Source organism: Dactylosporangium sp. NPDC005555 (assembly GCF_040605635.1).
GTDB lineage: Bacteria > Actinomycetota > Actinomycetes > Mycobacteriales > Micromonosporaceae > Dactylosporangium.
On the sequence record NZ_JBEXDG010000049.1, the window covers coordinates 25,702 to 48,153 of the forward strand.

General features: G+C 70.7%; 17 protein-coding genes, 2 pseudogenes and 1 CRISPR repeat array. Of the genes and pseudogenes, 11 read left to right on the top strand and 8 right to left on the bottom strand.

Annotated elements, in window-relative coordinates; genetic code table 11:
• The first annotated feature begins 433 nt into the window (after positions 1-433).
• The 3 genes from ABZS58_RS37835 (at position 434) to ABZS58_RS37845 (ending at position 3,827) form a co-directional block, all read left to right on the top strand.
• Complete coding sequence (locus tag ABZS58_RS37835) at positions 434-1,858, top strand: NAD(P)/FAD-dependent oxidoreductase (protein WP_354788258.1); 1,425 nt, start codon at positions 434-436, stop codon at positions 1,856-1,858.
• A 148-nt stretch (positions 1,859-2,006) separates the two neighbouring features.
• Complete coding sequence (locus ABZS58_RS37840; protein ID WP_354788260.1) at positions 2,007-2,438, top strand: hypothetical protein; 432 nt, start codon at positions 2,007-2,009, stop codon at positions 2,436-2,438.
• Between the two features lie 123 nt (positions 2,439-2,561).
• Positions 2,562-3,827 (top strand): IS1634 family transposase, encoded by a 1,266-nt coding sequence (locus ABZS58_RS37845; RefSeq protein ID WP_354788262.1) that lies wholly within the window; start codon positions 2,562-2,564, stop codon positions 3,825-3,827.
• A 354-nt stretch (positions 3,828-4,181) separates the two neighbouring features.
• On the opposite strand, the gene ABZS58_RS37850 is transcribed toward ABZS58_RS37845, so the two are convergent.
• The gene (locus ABZS58_RS37850) at positions 4,182-5,774 is read right to left on the bottom strand and encodes an alpha/beta hydrolase (RefSeq protein WP_354788264.1); all 1,593 of its coding nucleotides are present in this window, start codon (positions 5,772-5,774) and stop codon (positions 4,182-4,184) included.
• A 232-nt stretch (positions 5,775-6,006) separates the two neighbouring features.
• Here ABZS58_RS37850 and ABZS58_RS37855 point away from each other — a divergent pair, with 232 nt between their 5' ends.
• Positions 6,007-6,795 carry an SDR family NAD(P)-dependent oxidoreductase gene (locus ABZS58_RS37855; protein ID WP_354788319.1) on the top strand — a complete coding sequence of 263 codons (789 nt, stop codon included), beginning with the start codon at positions 6,007-6,009 and terminating at the stop codon, positions 6,793-6,795.
• Between the two features lie 66 nt (positions 6,796-6,861).
• Positions 6,862-7,479 (top strand): hypothetical protein, encoded by a 618-nt coding sequence (locus ABZS58_RS37860; protein ID WP_354788266.1) that lies wholly within the window; start codon positions 6,862-6,864, stop codon positions 7,477-7,479.
• A 223-nt stretch (positions 7,480-7,702) separates the two neighbouring features.
• On the opposite strand, the pseudogene ABZS58_RS37865 reads toward ABZS58_RS37860, so the two are convergent.
• Positions 7,703-8,392, bottom strand: a pseudogene (locus ABZS58_RS37865) (IS6 family transposase).
• A 173-nt stretch (positions 8,393-8,565) separates the two neighbouring features.
• Positions 8,566-8,972: a CRISPR direct-repeat array (repeat unit 28 nt; unit sequence CTGCTCCCCGCGCACGCGGGGATGGTCC).
• A gap of 289 nt (positions 8,973-9,261) precedes the next feature.
• Here ABZS58_RS37865 and ABZS58_RS37870 point away from each other — a divergent pair.
• The 4 genes from ABZS58_RS37870 (at position 9,262) to ABZS58_RS37885 (ending at position 13,741) form a co-directional block, all read left to right on the top strand.
• A complete protein-coding gene (locus tag ABZS58_RS37870; RefSeq protein WP_354788267.1) occupies positions 9,262-9,771 on the top strand; it encodes a hypothetical protein in 510 nt (169 codons plus the stop codon).
• A gap of 21 nt (positions 9,772-9,792) precedes the next feature.
• A complete protein-coding gene (locus ABZS58_RS37875) occupies positions 9,793-12,375 on the top strand; it encodes an MMPL family transporter (RefSeq protein WP_354788269.1) in 2,583 nt (860 codons plus the stop codon).
• A gap of 26 nt (positions 12,376-12,401) precedes the next feature.
• Positions 12,402-13,094: a DUF4253 domain-containing protein gene (locus tag ABZS58_RS37880; RefSeq protein WP_354788270.1), complete on the top strand. Its 693-nt coding sequence runs from the start codon at positions 12,402-12,404 to the stop codon at positions 13,092-13,094.
• Positions 13,095-13,183: 89 nt separating this feature from the next.
• Positions 13,184-13,741, top strand: a complete 558-nt coding sequence (locus tag ABZS58_RS37885; protein ID WP_354788271.1) for an SMI1/KNR4 family protein — start codon at positions 13,184-13,186, stop codon at positions 13,739-13,741.
• Between the two features lie 148 nt (positions 13,742-13,889).
• Here the strand turns inward: ABZS58_RS37885 and ABZS58_RS37890 are convergent, their stop codons facing one another.
• A complete protein-coding gene (locus ABZS58_RS37890; RefSeq protein ID WP_354788272.1) occupies positions 13,890-14,921 on the bottom strand; it encodes a Gfo/Idh/MocA family oxidoreductase in 1,032 nt (343 codons plus the stop codon).
• A 235-nt stretch (positions 14,922-15,156) separates the two neighbouring features.
• On the opposite strand from ABZS58_RS37890, the gene ABZS58_RS37895 reads away from it, so the two are divergent.
• The gene (locus tag ABZS58_RS37895) at positions 15,157-16,617 is read left to right on the top strand and encodes a glycosyl hydrolase family 18 protein (protein ID WP_354788274.1); all 1,461 of its coding nucleotides are present in this window, start codon (positions 15,157-15,159) and stop codon (positions 16,615-16,617) included.
• Positions 16,618-16,670: 53 nt separating this feature from the next.
• Here the strand turns inward: ABZS58_RS37895 and ABZS58_RS37900 are convergent, their stop codons facing one another.
• Complete coding sequence (locus tag ABZS58_RS37900) at positions 16,671-16,970, bottom strand: helix-turn-helix domain-containing protein (protein ID WP_354788276.1); 300 nt, start codon at positions 16,968-16,970, stop codon at positions 16,671-16,673.
• A 191-nt stretch (positions 16,971-17,161) separates the two neighbouring features.
• Between ABZS58_RS37900 and ABZS58_RS37905 the strand changes: the two genes are divergently transcribed.
• Complete coding sequence (locus ABZS58_RS37905) at positions 17,162-17,896, top strand: acyltransferase (RefSeq protein WP_354788277.1); 735 nt, start codon at positions 17,162-17,164, stop codon at positions 17,894-17,896.
• Positions 17,897-18,006: 110 nt separating this feature from the next.
• Here the strand turns inward: ABZS58_RS37905 and ABZS58_RS37910 are convergent.
• From ABZS58_RS37910 to ABZS58_RS37925, 4 genes and pseudogenes are all read right to left on the bottom strand, one after another.
• Positions 18,007-18,981, bottom strand: a pseudogene (locus ABZS58_RS37910) (O-antigen ligase family protein); the annotation flags it as partial.
• Between the two features lie 3 nt (positions 18,982-18,984).
• On the bottom strand, positions 18,985-20,232 hold the full coding sequence (locus tag ABZS58_RS37915; RefSeq protein ID WP_354788278.1) for a glycosyltransferase family 4 protein: 1,248 nt from the start codon (positions 20,230-20,232) through the stop codon (positions 18,985-18,987).
• Positions 20,229-21,347 carry an NAD-dependent epimerase/dehydratase family protein gene (locus ABZS58_RS37920; protein ID WP_354788279.1) on the bottom strand — a complete coding sequence of 373 codons (1,119 nt, stop codon included), beginning with the start codon at positions 21,345-21,347 and terminating at the stop codon, positions 20,229-20,231. The genes ABZS58_RS37915 and ABZS58_RS37920 overlap by 4 nt, the downstream gene beginning before the upstream one ends.
• Positions 21,344-22,405: a polysaccharide biosynthesis protein gene (locus ABZS58_RS37925; protein WP_354788280.1), complete on the bottom strand. Its 1,062-nt coding sequence runs from the start codon at positions 22,403-22,405 to the stop codon at positions 21,344-21,346. The genes ABZS58_RS37920 and ABZS58_RS37925 overlap by 4 nt, the downstream gene beginning before the upstream one ends.
• Between the last annotated feature and the right edge of the window lie 47 nt (positions 22,406-22,452).

Here is a 22,452-nt window from a genome sequence, read left to right on the forward strand (position 1 = left end):
CCGCACCACCGTTCACACAAGCGCCATGGGCACCACCGTAGTGCGACCGAGGTTTTCCAGGTCTCGTCGGGTAAGGGCAGCAGGGTCACCTCGCCATAAGCATCAACGGCATCGAGGCACGAAAACGTTGTGTCGGGCGACACCGGATCGACCGAATCCACGCTGGCCGCGAGGACGTCATCAATCCATCGGTCGATGTCGGATAAGGCCAGATGGCGGGAGATCATGTCCCTCCGCACTGCATGCGCCGGCAGCGCGAACGGGGTGAAGGCAAGGGGAAGTCGCGTCTGCTGCTCGCCGCGTGCATGCCGGACGGTACGGGGAATGGAGATCTGATCTGCGGACTGTCCATGCCGGCTCGCGATCACGGGTTCGAATCAGCCTGCTGGGGAAGCCCCACCGGGGCATCTCGTTCGACACCGGAGGGTGTGTAATGGCAGATAAGAATGATGTCGTCGACGTGGTTGTGATCGGTGCGGGGCCGGTTGGGATGACTGTCGCCGCGCGTGCTGTACGGGGTGGTCTGACCGCGGCCGTGGTCGAGGATCGTCTGGCCGGTGGTGAGTGCGAGTACTACGCGTGTATTCCGAGCAAGGCGCTGCTGTGGCCGATGGAGTTGGCGGCCGAGGTCGACCGGATGCCGGGGCTGCGGTTGCGGAGCCCGATCGACGCCGCCGCGGTGCTGGCCCGTCGCGACGAGACGGTGTCCCGCCGCGACGACGCCCATGAGGTGAACCTGATCGAGAAGTTCCCGGCGATGTTCGTGCGGGGCCACGGGCGGTTGGCCGGGCCGTTGCGGGCCGAGGTCACGACGCCGGAGGGTGGCACGCACGTGCTGCGGGCCCGGCACGCTGCCGTCATCGCCACCGGCAGCAACCCGGCGGTTCCCGGCGTGCCCGGGTTGGCGCAGGCCCGCCCATGGACCAACCGGGAGGCGACCAGCGTCCAGCAGGTGCCCAAGCGGCTGGTCGTGATCGGCGCTGGGCCGGTGGCGTGCGAGATGTCCCAGGCGCTGCACTCCCTCGGCGCGCAGGAGACGACCATGCTCGTGCGCGGGGAGCGGCTGCTGGCCCGGGCCGAGCCGTTCGCCGGTGACCTGGTGGCGCGCTCGTTGCGGGAGTCGGGCATCGACGTGCGGTTCGGCCGCACGGCCGTCCGCGTCGAGCGGCCGGTCCCGGGCGGGCCGGTGACCGTGCACACCGACGACGGCGCACAGATCGACGCTGATGAGATCCTTGTCGGCGCGGGCCGCCGTCCGGCGGTCGACGACATCGGCCTGGACACGATCGGCCTGCCAGCGGACGGCCCGATCCACGTCGACGCCAGCATGCGAGCCAATGCCATCACCGACGGCTGGCTGTACGCCGTCGGGGACGTCAACGGCCGCAGTCTGCTCACCCACATGGGCAAGTACCAGGCCCGGGTATGCGGCGACGTGATCGCCGCGCGAGCCGCCGGCACGTCCGACGACGCGCCGGGGTTGCGCGACACCGCCGACGACCGTGGCGCCCCTCAGGTCGTGTTCACCGAGCCGCAGGTCAGCACGGTCGGGCGGACCGAAGCCCAGGCCCGCGCCGACGGCTTCACCGTGCGGACCGCGGAGTACGAGATCGGCGATGTCGCCGGCGCCATGGTCCGCGGCGTCGGCTACACCGGCCGGGCGAAGCTGGTTGTCGACGCCGACCGCCGGGTACTGCTCGGGGGCACCTTCGTCGCCTCAGACGTCGCCGACATGCTGCACTCGGCCACCATCGCGGTGAACGCCGAGGTTCCCCTCGACCAGCTGTGGCACGCCGTCCCGCCGTTCCCGACCGTCAGCGAAATCTGGCTGTACCTGCTCGAGCAGTGCGGCCTGTGACGCCCACACGCCACCGGCGAGCGGCCACCGCGTGATCGGCTGAGCCAGGTGAGGCGAGGCCAGTGCGATGACTCAGCCAGCCGGACGATGGGCGGTCGCCCGACAGCCGTGCGGCGTTTGCCGTCCTTCGGTCCGGGTAGCGAGGGCCGTGTCGAAAGTGTTCGGGTCTCCGTACGACGTGTGGTGGGTCGTGGCCAAGACCCTACTGCTGTACGCCACTGCCGTGGTCTGCTTCCGCGTCAGTGAACGCCGGACGCCGGCCGAGATGTCGGCGTTCGACTTCGTCGCGGCCGTCGCCGCCGGAGCCATCGTCGGCCGGGTGCCCAACGCGCATGACGCGGGTTACCTGGCCGGCGCGGCGACCCTGATCACGGTCCTGCTCGCGCACCGGCTCACCACCCGGCTGCGCTACCGGCCGCTCTTCGCCAAGCTGATCGACCACCCGCCGCGACTGCTGGTCGCCGACGGCAAGGTGCTCGACGACGCGCTTCGCCGCAGCGGCCTGACCCGCCGCGACGGCCTGCTCCGCCGGCACGGCGTCGACGAACTCGCCTCGGTCCGGTTCATGGTGTTCGAGTAACGAGGCCAGGTGCCGGGTCGAGCGGGTGTTGTTCGCGTTGGTCGCCAACCGGGCGGTTGCGCCGGCGTCGAAGCTGGCCGCGGCGGACTGGGCCAGCTGCGACGTCGCGTCCCGGGACTGTCCATGATGGACGCCGATCAGGCGTATCGGGCGATGGACCTGCTCATCGACGCTGACGCGGGTGCTCACGCGGTCGTGCAGGAGACGGTGTTCTTCGCCGTGTCGAACCTGCTCAACCTGGAGGTCGACGTGTTGTTCTTCGACACCACCTCCACCTACTTCGAACGCGACACCGAAGACGACGGCGAGGACGCGTTCCGCCGCTACGGCCACTCCAAGGACCACCGCCACGATCTGCCGCAGATCGTCATCGGCCTGGCCGTGACGAAGGAAGGCATCCCGGTCCGCTGCTGGTGCTGGCCCGGCAACAACAACGACCAGGCCGTCCTGGCCGAGGTCTGCGACGATCTGCGCGACTGGAAACTCGGCCGGGTCATCACCGTGGTGGACCGCGGGTTCACCTCCGCGGACAACCTCGCCTACCTGCGCCGCGCCGGCGGGCACTACATCGCCGGGAGGCGGATGCGTGACGGCAACCCCCTCGTCGAGCAGGTCCTCGCCCGGCAGGGCCGCTACCAACAGGTGCGGGACAACCTGCGGGTCAAGGAGATCCGCCTCGACGCGACCGACGTGCGGTTCGTCATCTGCCACAACCCCGAACAGGCGCAACGGGATCAGGCCCAACGTGACGAGGCGATCGCCCGGATCACCGCGGAACTCGCCCGGATCACCGCGGAACTCGCCCGGATCGCCGAGCAACGCGCCCGCGACGCCCGACGCCCCAAGAACGACAAGGCCCGGACCCGCAACGAGGCCGCCCACGTCCGCGCCGAGTGCGCGCTGCGGGACCACCCGACGCTGGGCCGGTGGCTGACCCAGCAGGCCAACGGCCGGCTGAAAGTCAACGCCGGCAAGGTGAAGACCGAGGCGCGGCTGGACGGCAAGTACCTCATCGCGACCTCGGACCCGCACATCAGCGCCGAGGATGTCGCGCTGGGCTACAAGAACCTCCTCGAAGCCGAACGCGGCTTCCGCGACCTCAAGACCCAGCTGCTGCTCCGCCCGGTCTTCCACCGCCTCGAACACCGCATCCGCGCCCACGTCCTGATCTGCTGGCTGGCGCTGCTGCTGACCCGGGTCGCTGAACGCGGCAGCGGTGAAACCTGGCGAAACATCAACCGGCAACTCGGGCGAATCACCCAGGTGACCCTCGCCGGCCCCGCCGGCACCGTCACCCAGACCACCCCACTCAACCCCGGCCAGAAGGCCATCTACCAGGCGCTTTCCATCCAACCGCCAGCCCGGGTCACCACCTTCAACCCCACCTGAACACCACCGGAACAGGCCGGGACCGCGTAGACACACGCCACCTCCCGGCCCCACCGGCATTTCCGCAGCTCAAGCCCAGAATTCAGACTCGCGTGTGACCACGAACTGCGGAACCCGGGATGCAGCTCCAGACTGACGGCCGGGGTTGCCGTCTCCCGAGCATGCGTCACGTGACACCGACGCTCCAGGGACCTGGTCACAACCCGGACCGTGAAAATTCATACCGCCGGCATGACGTCGCGACGGAGACCCGGAGCGGTCGACGACTCCTAGTGGGAACAAGTACCACGAGGTGCCGGAGAGGCACCGTCGGCGGCATGCCCCGCGGAGCCACAGAACGTTGACGGGCAGACCTCAGCGGCGTACGGCGGACAGCAGCGCGCGCATCGCCGGATTGCCGGCCGGCAGCATCGTCGTCTGCGGAGACGTCGCGGTCGGGTCCGGCGGCGGCAGGACGGTGCAGGTCGCGTCAGCTCGGTTGCCGGGCTTGCGCGGCGGCAGCTTGCCCGTCGCGAGATAATCGGCGATGGCGCTGGTGATGCACGGGTTGCCGTTGAACGAGTTGACGTGCGTGGTCTGGCCGACCTCCGCCAGCAGCGAGCCGTTCGGGAAGCGGCGCCGCGCCTCGAGGCTGCCCTCGAACGGCGTGACCGCGTCCAGCGTGCCACCGACGAACAGCACGCTCCTGACCTTCGAACCGTCGACCTCGACCGGCTCGGAGATCTGGCCGGGCCAGAACAGGCACGGCGCGTTGTACCAGGCGTTGTACCAGGTAGCGAACGGTGCGCTGCGGAACGTGCGCCAGTTGTCGCGCCGCCATGCGTTCCAGCTGCGCGGCCACCTGGCGTCGGTGCACTGCACCGCGTTGTAGGCCGCGAAGACCTTGTCGTCGGCCGGACGGAAGGAACTCTCGTACGCTTCGACCAGCAGCTGGGCGCCGGGGTCGTGGACGGAGCCGGCGAACAACTCGGCCAGGGTCGGCCACATGAACTGGAAGTAGCCGGCGTAGATGAAGATGTCGGTGAACTCGGCCGGGCCGACGACACCGCCGGCCGGCGCCGTGCGCAGCTTGTCCTGCTCCACGTACCAGCGCTGTCTGACCTGGTCGGCGGTCCTGCCGAGGTGGTAGACGTCGTCGAACCTGGCCACCCACTCGAACCACAGGCGCAGGTTGCGTTCGAAGTTCACGTCCTGATCGAGGGCGGCCTGGTACCAGACCTTGCGCGGGTCGATGTTGCTGTCGAGCACCATGCGGCGCACCTTCTCCGGGTACAGCGTGCCGTACACCTGGCCGATGTAGGTGCCGTAGGAGATGCCGTACAGGTTGATCCGGCCGACGCCGAGCGCCTTGCGGATCGACTCCACGTCCTTGGCCGTGTCCCGTGTGGTCATGTGGTCCAGCAGCGCGCCGCCGGACGCACGGCAGGCGTCGGCGTAGCTCTTCGATCGGTGGAGCCAGGTCCGCTCGATGTCCCGGCTGAGCGGGACGTACTCCGGGCGCGGCGGGTCGAAGTAGTCGCTGTCGCAGGACAGCGCGGGGACACTGGAGCCGACGCCCCGCGGGTCGAAGCCGATCCAGTCGTAGGCAGCCCCGACGGCGGTGGGGACGCAGTCGGACGACGTGCACAGCCCTGGATTACCGGGGCCACCCGGAAGACCCAGAATGACGCCTCGGTAGTCCTTGGCGGCGACCGTCGACCTGATCCGCGAGACGGCAATCTGGATCTTCGTGCCGTTCGGCTTGCCGTAGTCCAGCGGCACGTCGAGCAGGCCGCACTCAGCGCCGGCCCCTTGCGGGTCAGGCACCCCGCAGGGCTCCCACGTGATCTTGACGGCCGGTGCCGAATCCACTTCGGTCCTCGCTGCGGCGCCGCTCGCCGCAGGTGCGACCGCCACCGTCGCCGCGGTGATGAAGAGGGCGAGGCCCTTCGCGATCTTTCGATCCACAATTCCCCCCTCATTGCGAAGTGGCACACGCACGGACTTCGCACGACTCATCGCTCCACCCGATCAAGACCACGGTAGACCGCGGAAAGGGTCGGCACTGCTCGCAGAATGCTGCGAAGCGCACGACTGAAGAAACGGCACCTCGAAAAGAAGAGCACCCTGGGAGTTGCGTCGGACGCTCGAGTCCAGCAAGGGTGATTTCCGCTGCCGGACGTGGAAGTTGCCCGCCGCTATGACCGAATTCGCTTGGCCGCCGCTCCGGCCCGCCAAGCTCGTATGGCCCGCACCCGGGTGGGTGCCCCCGACAAAGTCCCAGCCGACCTCGCCACCTTGGACGGTTTCGTTGTGGAAGGACCTGACGCGACCTGGAGATGGCCACCGTCGAGTAGCTCGCGACAAGGGTCGGGGCGAGGCGGCCGTGAAGCTGCTGCACGCCACCGGAGTGGACGCGTTCCCGGTCCCGCTGGACGTCACCAGTGACGTGAGCGTCGCCGAGGCCGCGGTACTGATCGAACGCCAGAGCGGACGCCTGGACGTTCTCGTCAACAACGCCGGCATCTCCGGAGAGATGGGACCGGGGTGGGTGCAGGATCCGACCACGCTCGACCTCGACGTCGTCCGCAAGGTCGTGGACACCAACGTCTACGGTGTGATCCGGGTGACCAACGCGATGCTGCCGTTGTTGCGGCGCGCATCGTCGCCGCCCATCGTCAACATCTCCAGCAGCGTCGGGTCGGTGACCTGGCAGGCGGACCCGAACATCGAAGTCGGCCCGATCATGGCGGCCTACTCGCCGACGAAGTCGTACCTCAACGCCGTCACCGTGCATTACGCGCGACAGTTCGCCGGCACGGACATCCTCATCAACGCCGCCTGCCCGGGCCTGGTCGCAACCGATTTCACCGGTTACCAAGGGCGTCCTGCTCAGGAGGCCGCGGCCACACCGATTCGCCTTGCCGCGCTGCCCGACGGTGGCCCGACCGGCTCGTTCTTCAACGACGACGGCGTCATCCCCTGGTGACTCCGCCGGCCCTTCGACGAACCGCTGACCAGCCGCCCGGTGCGGGCGGGTGGTCTCAGTGCCGGGTTGCCGACGCTGACCGGTTCACGACAGACCGGGCACGCCAATAGATCGATGATCTCCGTCATGCGGCGCGGGCCGACCGGCTCGACGCCCGACACCTCCGCGGTAGCCACCACATGGTCCAAGGAGCTCATCGTGCAGATCCGGCGCATCCTCGCCGCACTCGGCGCCACCGCCGTCATCATGACCATCAATGCCTGCGGCGGCGACGAGCCCACCCCGGCCGCCGGGAACGGCGGCGGGCTGAGCTACGACAAGGTGGCGAGCCTCACCAATGAGCGGCTGATGAAGGATCCCGACTGCCCGATCGGCAAGTGGGATGACAACTCGACCGGTCTGGACGAGGCGTTCAGGTCCGACGGGAAGTTTTTCAAGCAGTTCGACTGCTACAAGACCGCCGATGCCTCCCTTCCGCACCGCGTCCAGCAGGCGATCTACGTGGAGTTCACCAACGCCGAGCGGGCCAAGGCGTATGCACAAGAGCAGTCGATTTTGTACCCGACGTTGCTCGTCGGCAGCACCGTCGTGGTCGCAGGCAGCGGGCTGGAGGCAACCGACATGAAGGCATACCTGTCTGCCGTGCAGGCCGTTGCCGGCGGGGCCGGCGAGATCCTGGGCTAGGGAACGGCAGTGCCGTCCCGCACGGTCTGAAACCGGCGCGGCGGCACACTACGCATCGAGGTCGGGGTCCGGGCCGCCGTAGACAAGGCGCTCCGCGTCGGCGGGGATCCAGGAGCCCGGCTGAGTCGCCCAGCCGGCGTCATAGCGCCGCACCGCCTCGCCGAACGGCGCCGAACGGCGTTGTGGGATCGACGGACGCGGTTGACCCGTGTCGGGTCCGCGGTCAGATCGCGTGGGCGAGTTCGACGAACGCTGCGGCGACTCGCGTAGCCGGCGGGGAGTCGACAGCGAGTTCGTAGTGGCCGCGTCGAAGGTTCTGCATGAAGGCGTGTCCGGCGATGATCACCTGCGCTGTCTTGTCCGTTCGTAGTCCGCGCATCGGTCTCAACCGCTGTTTGAGCCGACTGTGATCAGCCTCGATCGGATTGTTGGCGTACTGCTCGACGTGGTGCCACGCGGACGGGACCAGTTCGTCGAGCACGGCAGGGTAGACCGCGGCGGCGTCGGTGACCACCTCGCTGGGGGTCACCTTCAATACCGACAGCGCTCGCCGGAAGAACCGCCGGGCCGCGTCGGCGTCCCGACGCGCCGAGACCAGCACGTCGATGACCTGGCCGTACTGGTCGACCGCCCGGTACACGTACCGCCAAACTCCGTTGACCTTGACCTAGGTCTCATCAACGTGCCACCTATCGCCTGGTGAATGGCGGCAGAACCGGGCGGCGTCGGCGAACAGCGGCGTGAACCGCTGCACCCACCGGTAGGCCGTGACGTGGTCGACCTCCACGCCGCGCTCGACCAGCAACTCCTCCACGTCCCGGTAGGGCAGGTTGAACCGCAGATACCAGCGCACCGCGACCACGATGACCTCGGGCGGGAACCGGAACCCGGCGAACGCCGATTTCGGAGGCAGCCACGGGTCAGGTCGGGTCGATGCCTTCACTGTTCAAGTCTGCCTCGATCTTGCCAACGCTCAATGCAACGGCGCCTCGAGGACGCCTTCGCCCTCGCCGGCGTGCTGCCCCGCATCGTGTTCCGCACCACCGGCAACCCGCGGCTCGGCTTCGAGGCCACGCGGCACGCGATCTGCTCCCCGCGCACGCGGGGATGGTCCGCCGGCGGTGATGCCGGCGGCCGCAAGCGCGGCCTGCTCCCCGCGCACGCGGGGATGGTCCTGGCGCGGCCACCGGTCCGGTAGGAGTCCAGGACTGCTCCCCGCGCACGCGGGGATGGTCCCGGGACCAGGGCCATCGGACCGAACCCGCACTACCTGCTCCCCGCGCACGCGGGGATGGTCCCGTAGTCGGCCCCGCGTTCCTTCACAGCGTCCTCTGCTCCCCGCGCACGCGGGGATGGTCCCGCGGGGAGCAGGACGCCGGCCAGCTGGAGGGTGAACATCAGGCGCTGCTCCCCGCGCACGCGGGGATGGTCCGGAACTCAAGGACCGCATGCGCGAGTACGAGACCTGCTCCCCGCGCACGCGGAGATGGTCCGCCGCTCGGCACCTCCCTCGCCATGCTGCTCGACGCCGCCCTCGACTCCGGCGGCGACGTCGCACACCTGGAGACCGGCCGTCTCGACCAGCTCGGCGCAGTGGCCGGCTGACCGCTACCGATCACCCCCGACATGCTGGGTTTGCCTGCTGGGCACTTCACGGTGGTGCAAGCCGGGAAGACTCGGTGGCGTGTACGTCGACTCGTACTGTGAGCGGACGGCGCCCGGGCTGTGGGGCGAGCCGCTCAACGCCGTCAGCAACGCAGCGTTCCTGATTGCGGCTCTGCGGTGCCGCGCGGCATCCGGGTGCTGCCGGGGCTGATCGCGGTCGTCGGAGTGTGCAGCTGGACGTTCCACATGGCGGCGACGGCACCGACTGCGGCACTGGACAGCCTGTCGATCCTGGTCTTCATCCTCGTCGCGGTGACCGTCCTGGTGCACTGGCGGTGGGGGATCCGCTGGGCCCTCGCCTGGCTCGCCGCGCCCGGGTTCGTGGTCTTCGCCGCCGTCGTCGATCTGGCGCTGTTCGCCGGCGCGGGCTCGACCCTCGGCGGGTACCTGCCGGCGCTGCTCGCCCTCGTCGGGTTCGGTGTCGCGGCCCGCGGCGCCACCGGGCGGGTCCTGCTGTCGGCCGCAGGGGTGTTCGCGGTGTCGCTGACGCTGCGGACCGTCGACGGTCCGCTGTGCGGGTCGGTCCCGGTCGGCACCCACTTCCTGTGGCACTGCCTCAACGCCGTCGTCCTGTTCCTCGTCGGCTACGCGGCCCTGCTGAGCGTGCCCGCGCGAGCAGGGCGCTGACGACCGGCGACGATGGTCGCCATGCAGAAGGTCCGGATGACGGCGGTAGCCGTGTTCGCCTACGGGACAGTCGCGCACCTCGTGCAGCTGGCGACCGGCGGGTACCCGTGGGCGCCGGCCTGGCTGGCCGGGTACTTCGTCGCGCTGACCGTCCTCGATCCGCTCGCTGCGGTGCTGCTCGCGTTGCGCCGGCCCGCCGGGCTGTACCTGGGAATCGCGGTGCTGGTCAGCGACGCCGCCGCGAACGGCTACGCCACCTACGGGCTGGACGCCGGTGGCGGCACCACGGCGCGGGTCGCCCAGGCGGTGATCACGTTGCTCGCGGTGGGACTGATCGCGGTCACGCCGATGCTGCTGCGTCCTTCCGCGACGCGGCACCGGGCGACCGCCCCGGCGGAGCAACCTGAAGCGGCGTCTGGCAGGTTTGTCCCACTGGGACGAGAGGACGGGCGGATGGCCGACGGGTTCATGGCGAGGGTGGGCAGCTGGTGCTTCCGGCGGCGCTGGTGGGTGCTGGGCGTGTGGCTGGTCGCGGTCATCGGTGGCGTCCTGGCCGCCGGGCCCCTGCTCAACGCCATCTCCGAAGGCAACACCGTGCGCAAGAAGGTCGAGTCGATCGAGGCGTACGACCTGCTCAGCACCGCCGAGGACTCCGCCGGGCAGGTGGTCGGCCTGGTGGACGGCGTCGACCCGGCAGCGGCGGACGTCCGGGCCGCCGTCGACGCGGCCACCGCCCGGCTGCGCGGCGTCGGACACGTCCGGCAGGTCGACGCGACCGCCGTGTCCGCCGACGGCCGCGCGCTGCTCGTCGTGGCGACGCTGGAGAAGGTCGACAAGCCGACCCGCAACGACGCGGTCGACCGCGTCGAGGCCGAGCTCGTCCGCCTGGAGGGCGAGCTGCCGGCGGGCGCTGACGTCCGCGTCGGTGGCTCCGCCGCGATCAGCCGCGACGCCGGGCGGACCCTCGACGAGGACCGGACCCGGGCCGAGCTGCTGTCGCTGCCGCTGACCCTCGTCGTGCTCGTCATCGTGTTCGGCGGCCTCATCGCCGCCGGTGTGCCGGTCCTCGCCGCGGTCGTGTCCGTCGCCTCCGTCTTCCCGGTGCTGTACGCGTTCACCACGTTCACCGACGTCGACTCCAACGCCCTGACCGTCGCGTCGCTGCTCGGGCTGGGCCTGTCCGTCGACTACGGGCTGCTGCTCGTCGCCCGCTACCGCGAGGAGCTCGCCGCCGGGTTCGCCCCCGACGTCGCCATCGGCCGGGCATGGGCGACCGCCGGACGCACGATCCTGTTCAGCGCGCTCACCGTCGCGGCTGCCCTCGCCGGTCTGCTGGCGTTCTCGGTGCGGCAGCTGACCGCGCTCGGCGCCGCCGGGGTGTCGATCGCCCTCGTCGCGATGCTGGTGTCGCTGACGTTCACCGCCGCCCTCATCGGGCTGGCCCGCCGCAGGCTCAAGCCCGCCCGCCGCAGCGCCGAGGAGGGCGACGCGTCGGGGAAGGGCTTCTTCGCCGTCCTCGCCGCGCTGGTACAGCGTCGCGCCGCGCTCGTCGCCGTGGTCACCGCGGCGCTGCTGCTCGCCGCCGGTCTGCCGCTGCTGTCCGCGACGGTGAAGCTGCCGGGGCAGGACGGCATCCCGCGTGGCATCGAGTCGGTCCGGGTCGCCGACGAGCTCAAGACCCGCTTCGGCCGGGCGTTCGCGCCGACGGTCACCCTCGTCGCGCGGACCGGCGCCGCGGACCTCGACGCGTACGCCGCCCGCTGGGCGAACGACCCGGCGGTCGGCAAGGTGCAGCCGGCGAAACCTGTCGGCGCCGGTCTCTCCGCCGTGCAGCTGAGCCTCCGCGGCGGGGCGCAGGACGACGCCGCGCAGGAGCTCGTGGGCCGCATCCGGGCGGACCGGCCCGCCGGGGTGCAGTCCTGGGTGACCGGTGACGCCGCGGTACTGGTCGACCTCATCGGACTGATCATCGACGACCTGCCCCTGGCCCTCGGCATCACGCTGACCGCGATGCTCGTGCTGCTGTTCGCGATGACGGGATCGCTGGTGGTGCCAGTGAAGGCGATCCTGGCCAACGTCGTCTCGCTCGGCGTGATGGTGGCCGTGTTCGAGCACGGCTGGCTGTCCGGTGTGCTCGGCACGCTCACCGTCGGCGGGCTGGACCCGTTCGTCGTGGTCATCCTCTTCGGGTTCGCGTTCGCGCTGTCCATGGACTACGAGGTGTTCCTGCTCGGGCGGATCAAGGAGTACGTCGACGGCGGCGACGACACGGACACCGCCGTCCGGCGCGGGCTGCAGCACACCGGCAGGGTCATCACGTCCGCCGCGCTGCTCATGGTCATCGTGTTCGGCTGCTTCGCCGCCGCGCAGATGGGCAGCATCGAGCAGATCGGCCTCGGCCTCACCACGGCCGTCCTCATCGACGCGACCGTCGTGCGGTGCCTGCTCGTCCCGGCCACGATGACGCTGCTCGGCCGGTGGAACTGGTGGTCCCCCGCGCCCCTACGGCGCCTGCACCAGCGGATCGGCCTGAAGGAGCTGACCCTGCCGCCGGCCGGCGAGCCCGCGATGAGCGGCGCCCAGCGGGCCTCGACCGACGCCTGAGACCGGACGCCCGTAGCATCCATGGGGTGCAGCAGATTCTGCGAGCCGCCGGCCTGGAGGGGCACAGCGCCAGGCAGCACGGCATCCACGATGAGACGGTGATCGTGGTTGACGTCGCGGGTGACGCTCAGCAGATGTGGCGCTCGGCGCGGGCCGGGTTGCGGGACCATTGTCCGGTCCTCGTCCTCGAACCGTTTCTGGTCACGGACCCTCAGTTCCATCACGCGATCAGCCCCGGCGAGGTGATCGCCCGAGCGGCGGCCTTCGACGTCGAGGCCTGCCTGACGCAGCGGCCGGGATCGCAGCTGCCCGGGGCACGGGACCGGGACCCGGGGATGCTCGGGACCGGCGACGAGGGTTACGACCTCGCCGCCTACGACGTGGCGTCGTTCGGCAGTCCCGAAGCGCTGGTCATCGTCCCCCGGCCCGAGCCGTGGGCGGCGTTCGCGTACCTGGACGCGTACGCCCTACTGGGGCAGCCACCGGAACTGATGGTGGCCGCGGCCCGGCAATGGCACGACCGGTACGCAGCGGCTCCCACCGTCATCGGTCTCGCCTGCGGGTTCACGGTTTCCCGCCCGCCCACCGAGGTCGCCGACGCCGAGCGGCTCGCGGCCGAACATGTCGCTGTCGCCGGGCTCACCGCCGGCACATCGGTCCGCGCCTATGCCCGCGCCCTCATGCAGCTGGATCACTGGACGCTGTACGACCGGCCGTGATGCGCTGACCCCAGCCGACAGGCTCACAGAAACAGCACGTCAACTGTGCGACACTGGGCAGGAACAGGCCGGCGGGAACGGGGCGCGCCATGGCAACCGTTGATGAATACTGGCAGCGGATACTCAACCTGATCGAGGACGGGGATCCGGAGTTCTACGCTACATTTCGGCCGCCGCCGCCTCCCCGGAAAGTCGACGCCCTCGAGCGGAGATTGCGGCTGCCGATCCCGGCCGACCTTCACGCATGGTGGCGCTGCAGCGACGGGGTCGACGTGGTCGCAGCAGGCCTACGGGTCCTCATTCCCGACTCGTATCTGCCGATGCCCATCGACAAGGTGATCGAATGGCGCGAACAGCTGCTGAACATCGCCTTCCTGACGACCAACTTCTCGGATCTCGAGTATCAGCATCTGGTGGAGCGGTACGAGAATGAGCCGGCCGGGACGCCGAACGGAGCGTTCTGGCTTCCGTCGCGACTGCCGTTCGCGCTCAACGGTGGGGGCGTCGGACTGTTCATCGACCTGCGGGCCGGACCTCTCCACGGCTGTGTCGTCCCCTACTTCCGCGACTCGGCAGGCGCTCACAGTCCACGATGGACAAGCGTCCTCGAAATGGTCACCGAGGTCGCTGACTACTTCGAGAACTGACGCACACTCGATGTGCCCACGAGGATCAGGGCGATCGGGGCGGCGGCGAGCAGGAGCGGACCGTCCAGTCACGCTGAACGGCTCCGCCTGCACGGCCGGCTGAGCACAGTGCCGCCGGGGGGCACCGGCCCCCGGCGGCGCGGTCGCGTTACTCGTTGGGGTAGACGAGGCCGATCTGGCGGCGGATCTCGTCCATGGTCTGCATGATCGAGAGCGTTTCGCTCAGCGGCAGCAGCGGCGATTCGGTGGCGCCCGTCGTCAGCAGTTCCGCGAAGTGCGCCGCCTGGTGGACCAGGCCCTCGTGGCCGGTGATGGTGGTGGGCGGCGCGGACTCCCGGGTGGCGCCGGCGAGGTCGGTGAAGCGCACGGACTGCGGCTGGTAGAACGGGCCGCTGAGCTCGATCCGCCCGGCGGTGCCGGAGATGCTGGCCGTGGTCGGTGACGCCGCGGTCTGGGTCGTGGAGATGATGCCGTGCGCGCTGCCGGTGCGCAGCACCGCGGAGACCTGGGCGTCGACGCCGGTCGTCGTCATGGTGCCGGTCGCCTGGATCCCGTCCGGCACGCCGAGGACGAACGACGTGAACGAGATCGGGTAGATGCCGAGGTCCAGCAGGGCGCCGCCGGCCAGTGCCGGGTTGAGCAGCCGGTGGGTCGGCTCGATGTCGAAGTGCTGGCCGTGGTCGCTGATCACCGTCTGGACGTCACCGAGCGTGCCGTCGGCGATGAGCTGCCGCACGATGTCGTAGTGCGGCAGGAAGCGGCTCCACATGGCCTCCATCAGCAGCAGGCCCGAGCCGCGGGCGAGCTCGATGAGCTGCGCCGCCTGCGCGGCGTTCTGGGTGAAGGCCTTCTCGATGAGGACCGGCTTGCCGGCCTGCAGCGCCAGCCGGGCCTGCTCGAAGTGGTGGCTGTGTGGTGACGCCACGTACACGGCGTCGATGTCGTCGTCGGCGACGAGCGCCTCGTAGGAGCCGTACGCGCGGGCGGCGCCGTGCTGCGCGGCGAACGCCTTGGCGCGCTCGGCCGAGCTCGAACCGACCGCGGTCACCGTGGACTTCGAGTGCCGGTGGAGCGCGCCGGCGAACTGGCCCGCGATCCAGCCGGGCGCGATGATGCCCCACTTGATCGGCGGCGCCGCCATGGGGTCGATGGTCCGTGCGCTGGGCAATGAGGTGCTCACGTTCGTCCTTCGGTTCGGCTGTACTGAGTGCTCACCGCGAAGCTACACCGCCTCCGGGTGGCGTCGCCCGGTGTCCGCCGAGCCGCCTGGCCCGCGAACGGTCCGGGCGCGACCGGGGCGCCGGGTTCCATCGCCATCCCTGAATATTTGATCGCCGCTTGACTGAAGGTCATGGATGTGTCTACCGTCACAGGAACCAATTAACAAAGTTTCCTAACTGTTAGGTGAGGTGAACGTGAAACGATCCCTTCGCCAGGTCCTCCTGGTCGGGGCCGTCGTCGCCGCCGTGGCCGGAGCGACCGCTGTCGTGCCACTGGTCCAGGCAAACGCCGCCGCTGCCTGTGCCCCGGCATGGAGCGCCTCGGCCGTCTACGTCAAGGACAATGTCGCCTCCTACCAGGGCCACAACTACACCGCCAAGTGGTGGACCACGAACGAGGTGCCGACCGCCAGCGGCGAATGGGGCGTCTGGGCCGACAACGGCGTCTGCGGTGGCGGCACAAACCCCACCACCCCGCCAGTGACGAGCAAGCCTCCCACCTCGCAGCCGCCCACCTCGCAGCCGCCGACACAGCCGGGCGGCAAGGCCCTCGTCGGCTACTTCGCCGAGTGGGGCATCTACGGCCGCAACTACCACGTCAAGAACATCGTCACCAGCGGCTCCGCGGCGAAGCTGACGCACATCCTCTACGCGTTCGGCAACACGACCGGCGGCCAGTGCTCCATCGGTGACAGCTACGCCGACTACGACAAGGCGTACACGGCGGCCGACTCGGTCGACGGCGTCGCCGACACGTGGGACGCCGGCGCGCTGCGCGGCAACTTCAACCAGCTGCGCAAGCTCAAGCGGGCATACCCGAACATCAAGGTGATCTGGTCGTTCGGCGGCTGGACCTGGTCGGCGGGCTTCACGCAGGCGGCGGCGAACCCGACCGCGTTCGCGAACTCCTGCTACAACCTGATCAAGGACTCCCGCTGGGCCGACGTCTTCGACGGCATCGACATCGACTGGGAGTATCCGAACGCCTGTGGTCTCAGCTGCGACTCCAGCGGCCCGGCCAGCTACAACAACGTCATCACCGCGCTGCGGAACAAGTTCGGCCAGAACTTCCTGGTCACCTCGGCGATCTCGGCCGACGGCTCCAACGGTGGCAAGCTCGACGCCGCCGACTACGCGGCCGGCATCTCCAAGCTCAACCTCGTCTTCCCGATGACGTACGACTACTTCGGCGCGTTCGCCCCGCAGGGTCCGACGGCTCCCCACTCGCCGCTGAACTCCTACACGGGCATCCCGACGCAGGGCTTCTGGTCCGACGCGGCAATCCAGAAGCTGAAGAGCAAGGGCGTCCCGGCCAGCAAGATGCTGCTCGGCATCGGCTTCTACGGCCGCGGCTGGACCGGCGTCACGCAGGCCGCGCCCGGCGGTAGCGCCACCGGTGCGGCGCCCGGCACGTACGAGGCGGGCATCGAGGACTACAAGGTCCTCAAGAACAGCTGCCCGGCCACCGGCACCGTCGGCGGCACCGCGTACGCCAAGTGCGGCAGCAACTGGTGGAGCTACGACACCCCGTCCACCATCGCCGGCAAGATGACCTACGCCAAGAACCAGGGTCTCGGCGGAGCCTTCTTCTGGGAGTTCTCCGGCGACACCAGCAACGGCGAGCTCATCACCGCCATGCGCAACGGTCTCGGATAGTCAGCTGGTAACTGAACCGCCGCAGCCTCCCGGGGCTGCGGCGGTTCGGCGTTTCAGCCGCCGGTCGGCTTCTCCAGGCGGCGGATCTCGATCCACAGCTCCCGCAGCCGCTCGACGTCCCGGTCACTACGCCCGAACACCTCGAGCATGTTGTCGATGTGGTGCCATTTCGGCGACCGCTCCCCCACCCCGTTCAGCAGCCGGCCCACGGTGGCCTTGGAGACCCCGACCTGGTCCGCGATCACACTGTACGAGGGTTCGCCGGCCGCACGATGCGCCTCCATCAGCCGCTCGGTCAGCTCCCCGCGCAACGCACGCAGCCGCTCGGCACCCGATCCCGGCACATCGCCCATCGACCCCGTTGCGATGACATTCGCCACCATTCAAGCATGCCTATGTCTTGGGTCACAGTAAAGCCCGCCCGGCCCACCGCGTCGGCGGGCAGCGCCCGGTTCGCCGGTGATCCGCCGAGGACAGCGGTAGCCTGTTTGCACCGAATGCAACGAATGCGACTGGATGGTGCGGGGTGCGCTTCGCTGGACGCGTGAGCCGGCCGCTGCGGCACACGGCGGTGGTGTTCGACGGGCTCTGGTCCGCGGCCCGCCGCACCCGCCGAGCCCTGCGGGGATATGCCACCGTGGACCGCTTCGCCGCCCGTGGCACCGGTTTCACGTTCGACCCCGACGGCGTGTACACGTACGAGACGATCGAGGTCGGCAGCGGCGTCGATCTCGGCTACCGGCCGATCCTGATCGCCGCCCGGTCCCGGATCCGTATCGGCGACCACGTGATGTTCGGCCCGGAGGTGACCGTCCGCGGCGGCAACCACAAGGTCGACCAGGTCGGCGTGCCGATGACCGCGGCCGCGAAGGGCGCCGGCGACGACGACCTCGACCGGGGCGTGACGATCGGCGACGACGTCTGGGTCGGCACCCGGGCCGTGATCCTGTCCGGCGTCACCGTCGGCCGCGGGGCGGTCGTGGGCGCGGGCGCGGTGGTGACCCGGTCGGTGCCGCCGTATGCGATCGTCGCCGGCAACCCCGCCCGGGTGATCCGGCTGCGCTGGCCGGTCGGCACGATCGCCGAGCACGAGCGCCGGCTCTACCCGCCGGACCGCCGGCTGACCCCGGCGGAGCTCGCCGCGCTGACGCGCTTCGACGGCACCGCCGAGGCCGGATCCGCCGCCGATGATGGCGCCGGGCGCAGCAGCGGCAGGCGGGAGCAGATGGCGAGCGCGACCCAGGCCGCCGGCGACAGCTCCCAGTGCCCCGACATGTAGATCGGCCCCGACACGAGAATGAACGCGCCGACCAGCGGGGTGCGCACCGCCGCGTCGGCGTCGCGGGTCGCGTGCACGACCGTGGCGTAGACCGTCGACAGGAACAGCACCACGCCGACCGCGCCGAGCCCTGAGCCGAGCTCGAGGACGACGTTGTGCGCGCCGATGCCGAACGGGTTGACGAACCGGAACGACGCCGAGCCGAGCCCGAACCAGAAGTGCTCGGCCATGAGCTCGCGGGCGATCGGCCAGGTCGTCAGCCGGCCGGCGATGTCACCGGTGGCGCGGCCCGAAACCCCGTCCAGGGCGTTGAGGGTGTCGTCGATGGACCCGCCGGCCACCGCGAGGGCGAGCCCCGCCATGGCGGTGGCGAGCACCCCGACGCCGATGCGCCTGACGGTGCGCCACACCAGCAGCCAGACGGCCGCGAAGGCCATGCCGAGGAACGCGGCCCGCGATCCGCACCACACGACGCCGAGCGTGAGGCCGGCCAGCGGCAGCACGAGCGGGAACCGGACGGCCGGGCGGGCCACCATGCGGCTCAGGATCACGATCATCACGGCGCCGATCGCGAGCGCGTAGCCGAGGTAGTTGTAGTTCAGGCCGTCGATGCCGTACCGCGCGCCGGAGGTCCGGGACAGGGTCAGCACGTGCAGGTTCTGCACCACGATCAGGGCGACGCCGTAGACGGCGCCGGCCACGTAGCCGGCCACGACGCAGCGCAGCTTCGCCGCGTCGGTGACGACCAGCCGCACGGTGACGAACACGGCCAGCGTCGCCCACTGGTTCTGCACGGCGAGCAGCGTGCCGGCGGCGTCCACCGTCCAGTTCAGCGACATGGTCGCGTACAGGGTGAGCGCGGCCGCCGCCACGTCCGGCAACGCCGGCCGCAGCTGCCGCAGGTGCAGCAGGAGCACGACGGCGCAGGCCGCGGCGCCCCAGCGCAGCGTCAGGGTCGGCTCGACGACGCTGGCCCCGCCGACCACCGCGGCGAGGACCGCCCACCGGTGGTCGGTGCTGGCCCAGATGGTGCGGAAGTCCGTGGGACCGCTCCGGGCCAGGGCGCGCAGGGTCGGTGCCGGCATCGCTCACCGCCCGGTCACGACAGGCGTGTCCCGCCGCGCGGCCGAGGTCAGCAGCCGCTCGATGCGGTCGACGCCGAGCTGCATGCGCATGTCCGTCTGGTACGCCACCCGGGCCCGCTCCCCCGCGGCGCGGCGCCCGTCGACGGGCATCGCGGCGGCGTCCAGGAACCGTTGCGCGAGCGCGTCGGTGTCCTCGGGCGGGCACACCAGGCCGGCTCCGGCGTCGTGCACGATGTTCGCCGCGTCGCCCGCCGCGCTGACGATGACCGGGGCGGCGCACGCCAGCGCCGCCGGCAGCTTCGACGGGATGACCGCACTGAGCAGGGGCAGCGCGCGGAGGCTGACGAGCTGGAAGTCCGCCGACGCGTGCAGCCCGGCGACGTGCGCGGCGGGGCGGCGGCCGGCGAACCGGACGTTGCCGGTGCCGAGGTCCGCCGCGAGCGCACGCAGCCGGGTCTCCTGGACGCCGGAGCCGACCAGCAGCAGGTCGACGCCGTCGCGGTCGGTCGCGCGGGCGGCTCGCACCGCGGTGTCCAGGCCCTGGAAGTGCCCGAGGTTGCCGGCGTACATGACCGTGCACCGTCCGGGCCGCACGAGGTCCCCGGCAGCGGCGGGCGGTGCCGGGCGGAACACCGTCTCGTCGGTCCAGTTCAGCGAGGTGTGCACCTTGGCCGGGTCGACGCCGCGGTCGATCAGCAGGTCGCGCAGGCCCGGCGCGATGACGACGACCGCCGCGGCCGTCGCGTACAGGTGCCGCATGACGGTGCCGAGGGCGCCGTGCAGCAGCCGGCCCGCGGTGCCCGAGGGGGCCATCGTCGAGGCCGTGACGGCGTCGGGCCAGACGTCCTGGACGTGCAGGACCAGCGGGGTACGCCGGGCGAGGTGCACGAGCAGCGCGGCGGCGGCCGCGGTCGCGGGCGGGTGGTAGACGTAGAGCACGTCCGCGTCGCGCAGGTAGGGCAGCGCCGCCGCTGAGCTGCTGGCGGCGAACGACAGGTAGTTGGCGGCACGCCGCAGCCCGGAGTTGTCGTGGCTGGCGAACAGCGGCACCCGGCGCACGGTCACGCCGTCCTGCCGCTGCCGGTGCCGCCACCGTTGCCGGAAGCCCGGGTACAGCACGCCGCCGGGATAGTTGGGAAACCCGGTGAGCACCCGGACGTCGTGGCCGCGGCGGGCGAGCTCACCGGCGAGGCTGCCGGGGATGAACGCGGGCTCGGGCGGGAACCACTGCGAGACGATGCCGATCCTCATCGGTGCGGGTCGACCGCTTCCGGGAAGGTGTCCGGGTGGTCGGGGTCGAAGACCTCGTTGGCCCAGAACAGGGTGAGCAGCTCGCCGGTGCCGACGTTGGTGATGCTGTGGGCCCACTTGGCCGGCATGTCGACCGCGTGCGGGTCGTCGCCGCTGACCCGGATCCGCACGACGGTGTCGTCGAGGACCCGGCGGAGCCTGATCTCCGCGGTGCCGCTGAGCACGACGAACCGCTCGATCTTGTCGAGGTGGAAGTGCTGCCCGCGGGTCTGCCCCGGCACGGTGGTGGAGACGAAGACCTGTCCGCCGGCGCCGGTGGTCCTGGCCGCCTCGTAGAGCTCGCCGCGGCCGTCGCGGTTGCGGGGCAGGCCGTGCCGCCCGGTGGCGTGCGAGCGGTACGCGTTGAACAGCCGGACGTCGAAGCTGTCCGCCAGGTGCGGGATCGCGCTGCCGCTGTAGCCGGCGGCGAAGCGGCCGAGGCGGTCGGCGAGGTCCCGGACGCCGGTGCGCACGCACGGTGCCGGCGGCTGGTCCGGGTCGAGCAGATGCGCGGCGGCGTCGGTCGCGTGCAGCAGGTCGAGCTCGCGGTCGCCGTGGACGGTGGGCGGCTGCCCGTCGGCGAGCTGCCGGCAGAACGTGGCGACGACGGAGTTGTGGAACGGCCTGCCGTGCTCGCCGAACAGGTTGGGCAGCGCGACGTCGCGCAGGGCGCCGCCGGTGGCGGAAACGGCCGCCCGCAGCAGCGCCGCCGCCTCCTGCTTCGCGTCGCCGTACGGGGTGCCGTTGCCGGCCTGGACGGAGTTGGCGTAGACGACCTCGGCCGGCGGCCGCGCGCACCGGCGGACGGCGGCGGCGAGGTGGCGGGCGGGCGTGGTGTTGCCGTCGCGGACGTCGGCCGGCTCGCCGCGGCACGCGCCGGCCAGGTGGTAGACGCGACCGGCGCCCTCCAGCAGGCCGGCCAGCCGCTCGGGCGGGCCGGTGAGGTCGGCGCGGGTGACGATCCGGGGCTCCGGGTGGCCCCTCGCGCGCATCAGAACCCGCAGGTGCCAGCCCAGGAACCCCGACGCCCCGACAACCGCCACGTCCCCCGCCATGCCGCTCAACGGGTCGCTCACGCGACACCGATCAGGGCGCGGGACATGGCCAGCTCGGCGCGGATCTCCGGCAGGGACATCAGGAGCGTCTCGAGCTCCGCGACGGTGAACCGGCGGGCGTTGCTGGAGTCGTAGTCGGACGGGGCGCCGTTGAGGGCGTGCCCGTTGGTGTGCCCGTGCCCGTTGCTCTGGTGCAGCACGTAGTTGAGGTCACGGCCGTCGACCGGGATGCGGTAGTACTCGCCGTGGTCCTCGGCGTGGGCGAGCTCCTCGGCGGTGGCCAGGGTCTCGTGCTGCCGCTCGCCGTGCCGGGCGCCGATGACGGCGGTCGCGACGGGGGCGCCGAAGAGGTTGGCGACGGCCTCGGCGAGGTCGCCGATGGTGGCGGCGCCGGCCTTGCGCACGAACAGGTCGCCGGGACGGCCGTGGGTGAACGCGTGCTCGACGAGCCCGACGGACTCCTCGATCGACATGAGGAAGCGTGTCATCCGCGGGTCGGTGACGGTCAGCGGCCGCCCGGTCTTGATCTGCTCGATGAACAGCGGGATGACCGAGCCGCGGGAATACATGACGTTGCCGTAGCGCACGATCGTCACCACGGTGCCGGCGTCGCGGCTGCCGCGGCCGTGCGCGCGGCTGAGCTTCTCCATGATGGCCTTGCTCATGCCCATCGCGTTGACGGGGCGCACGGCCTTGTCGGTGCTGAGCAGCACGACGGTGCGCACGCCGTTGCGCTCGCACGCCTCGACCAGGTTGGCGCTGCCGAGCACGTTGGTGCGCACCGCCTCGAGCGGGAAGAACTCGCAGGACGGCACCTGCTTGAGCGCGGCGGCGTGATACGCGTAGTCGACGCCGCGCGAGGCGAGCAGCACGCTGTCGGGGTCGCGGATGTCGCCGAGGTGGCAGCGCAGCCGGGGGTCGTTGAAGCGGTCCCGCATCACGGACTGCTTCGTCTCGTCGCGGCTGAGGACCCGGACCTCCTCGACGTCGCTGGCCAGCAGGCGGGCGACCATGGCCTGCCCGAACGAGCCCGTGCCTCCAGTGATGAGGAACCGGCGACCGGACGTTGCCGCGCTCATGTCAACTCCACCCCCCGACGATCTGGTTCGCATACTTTTGCATATTT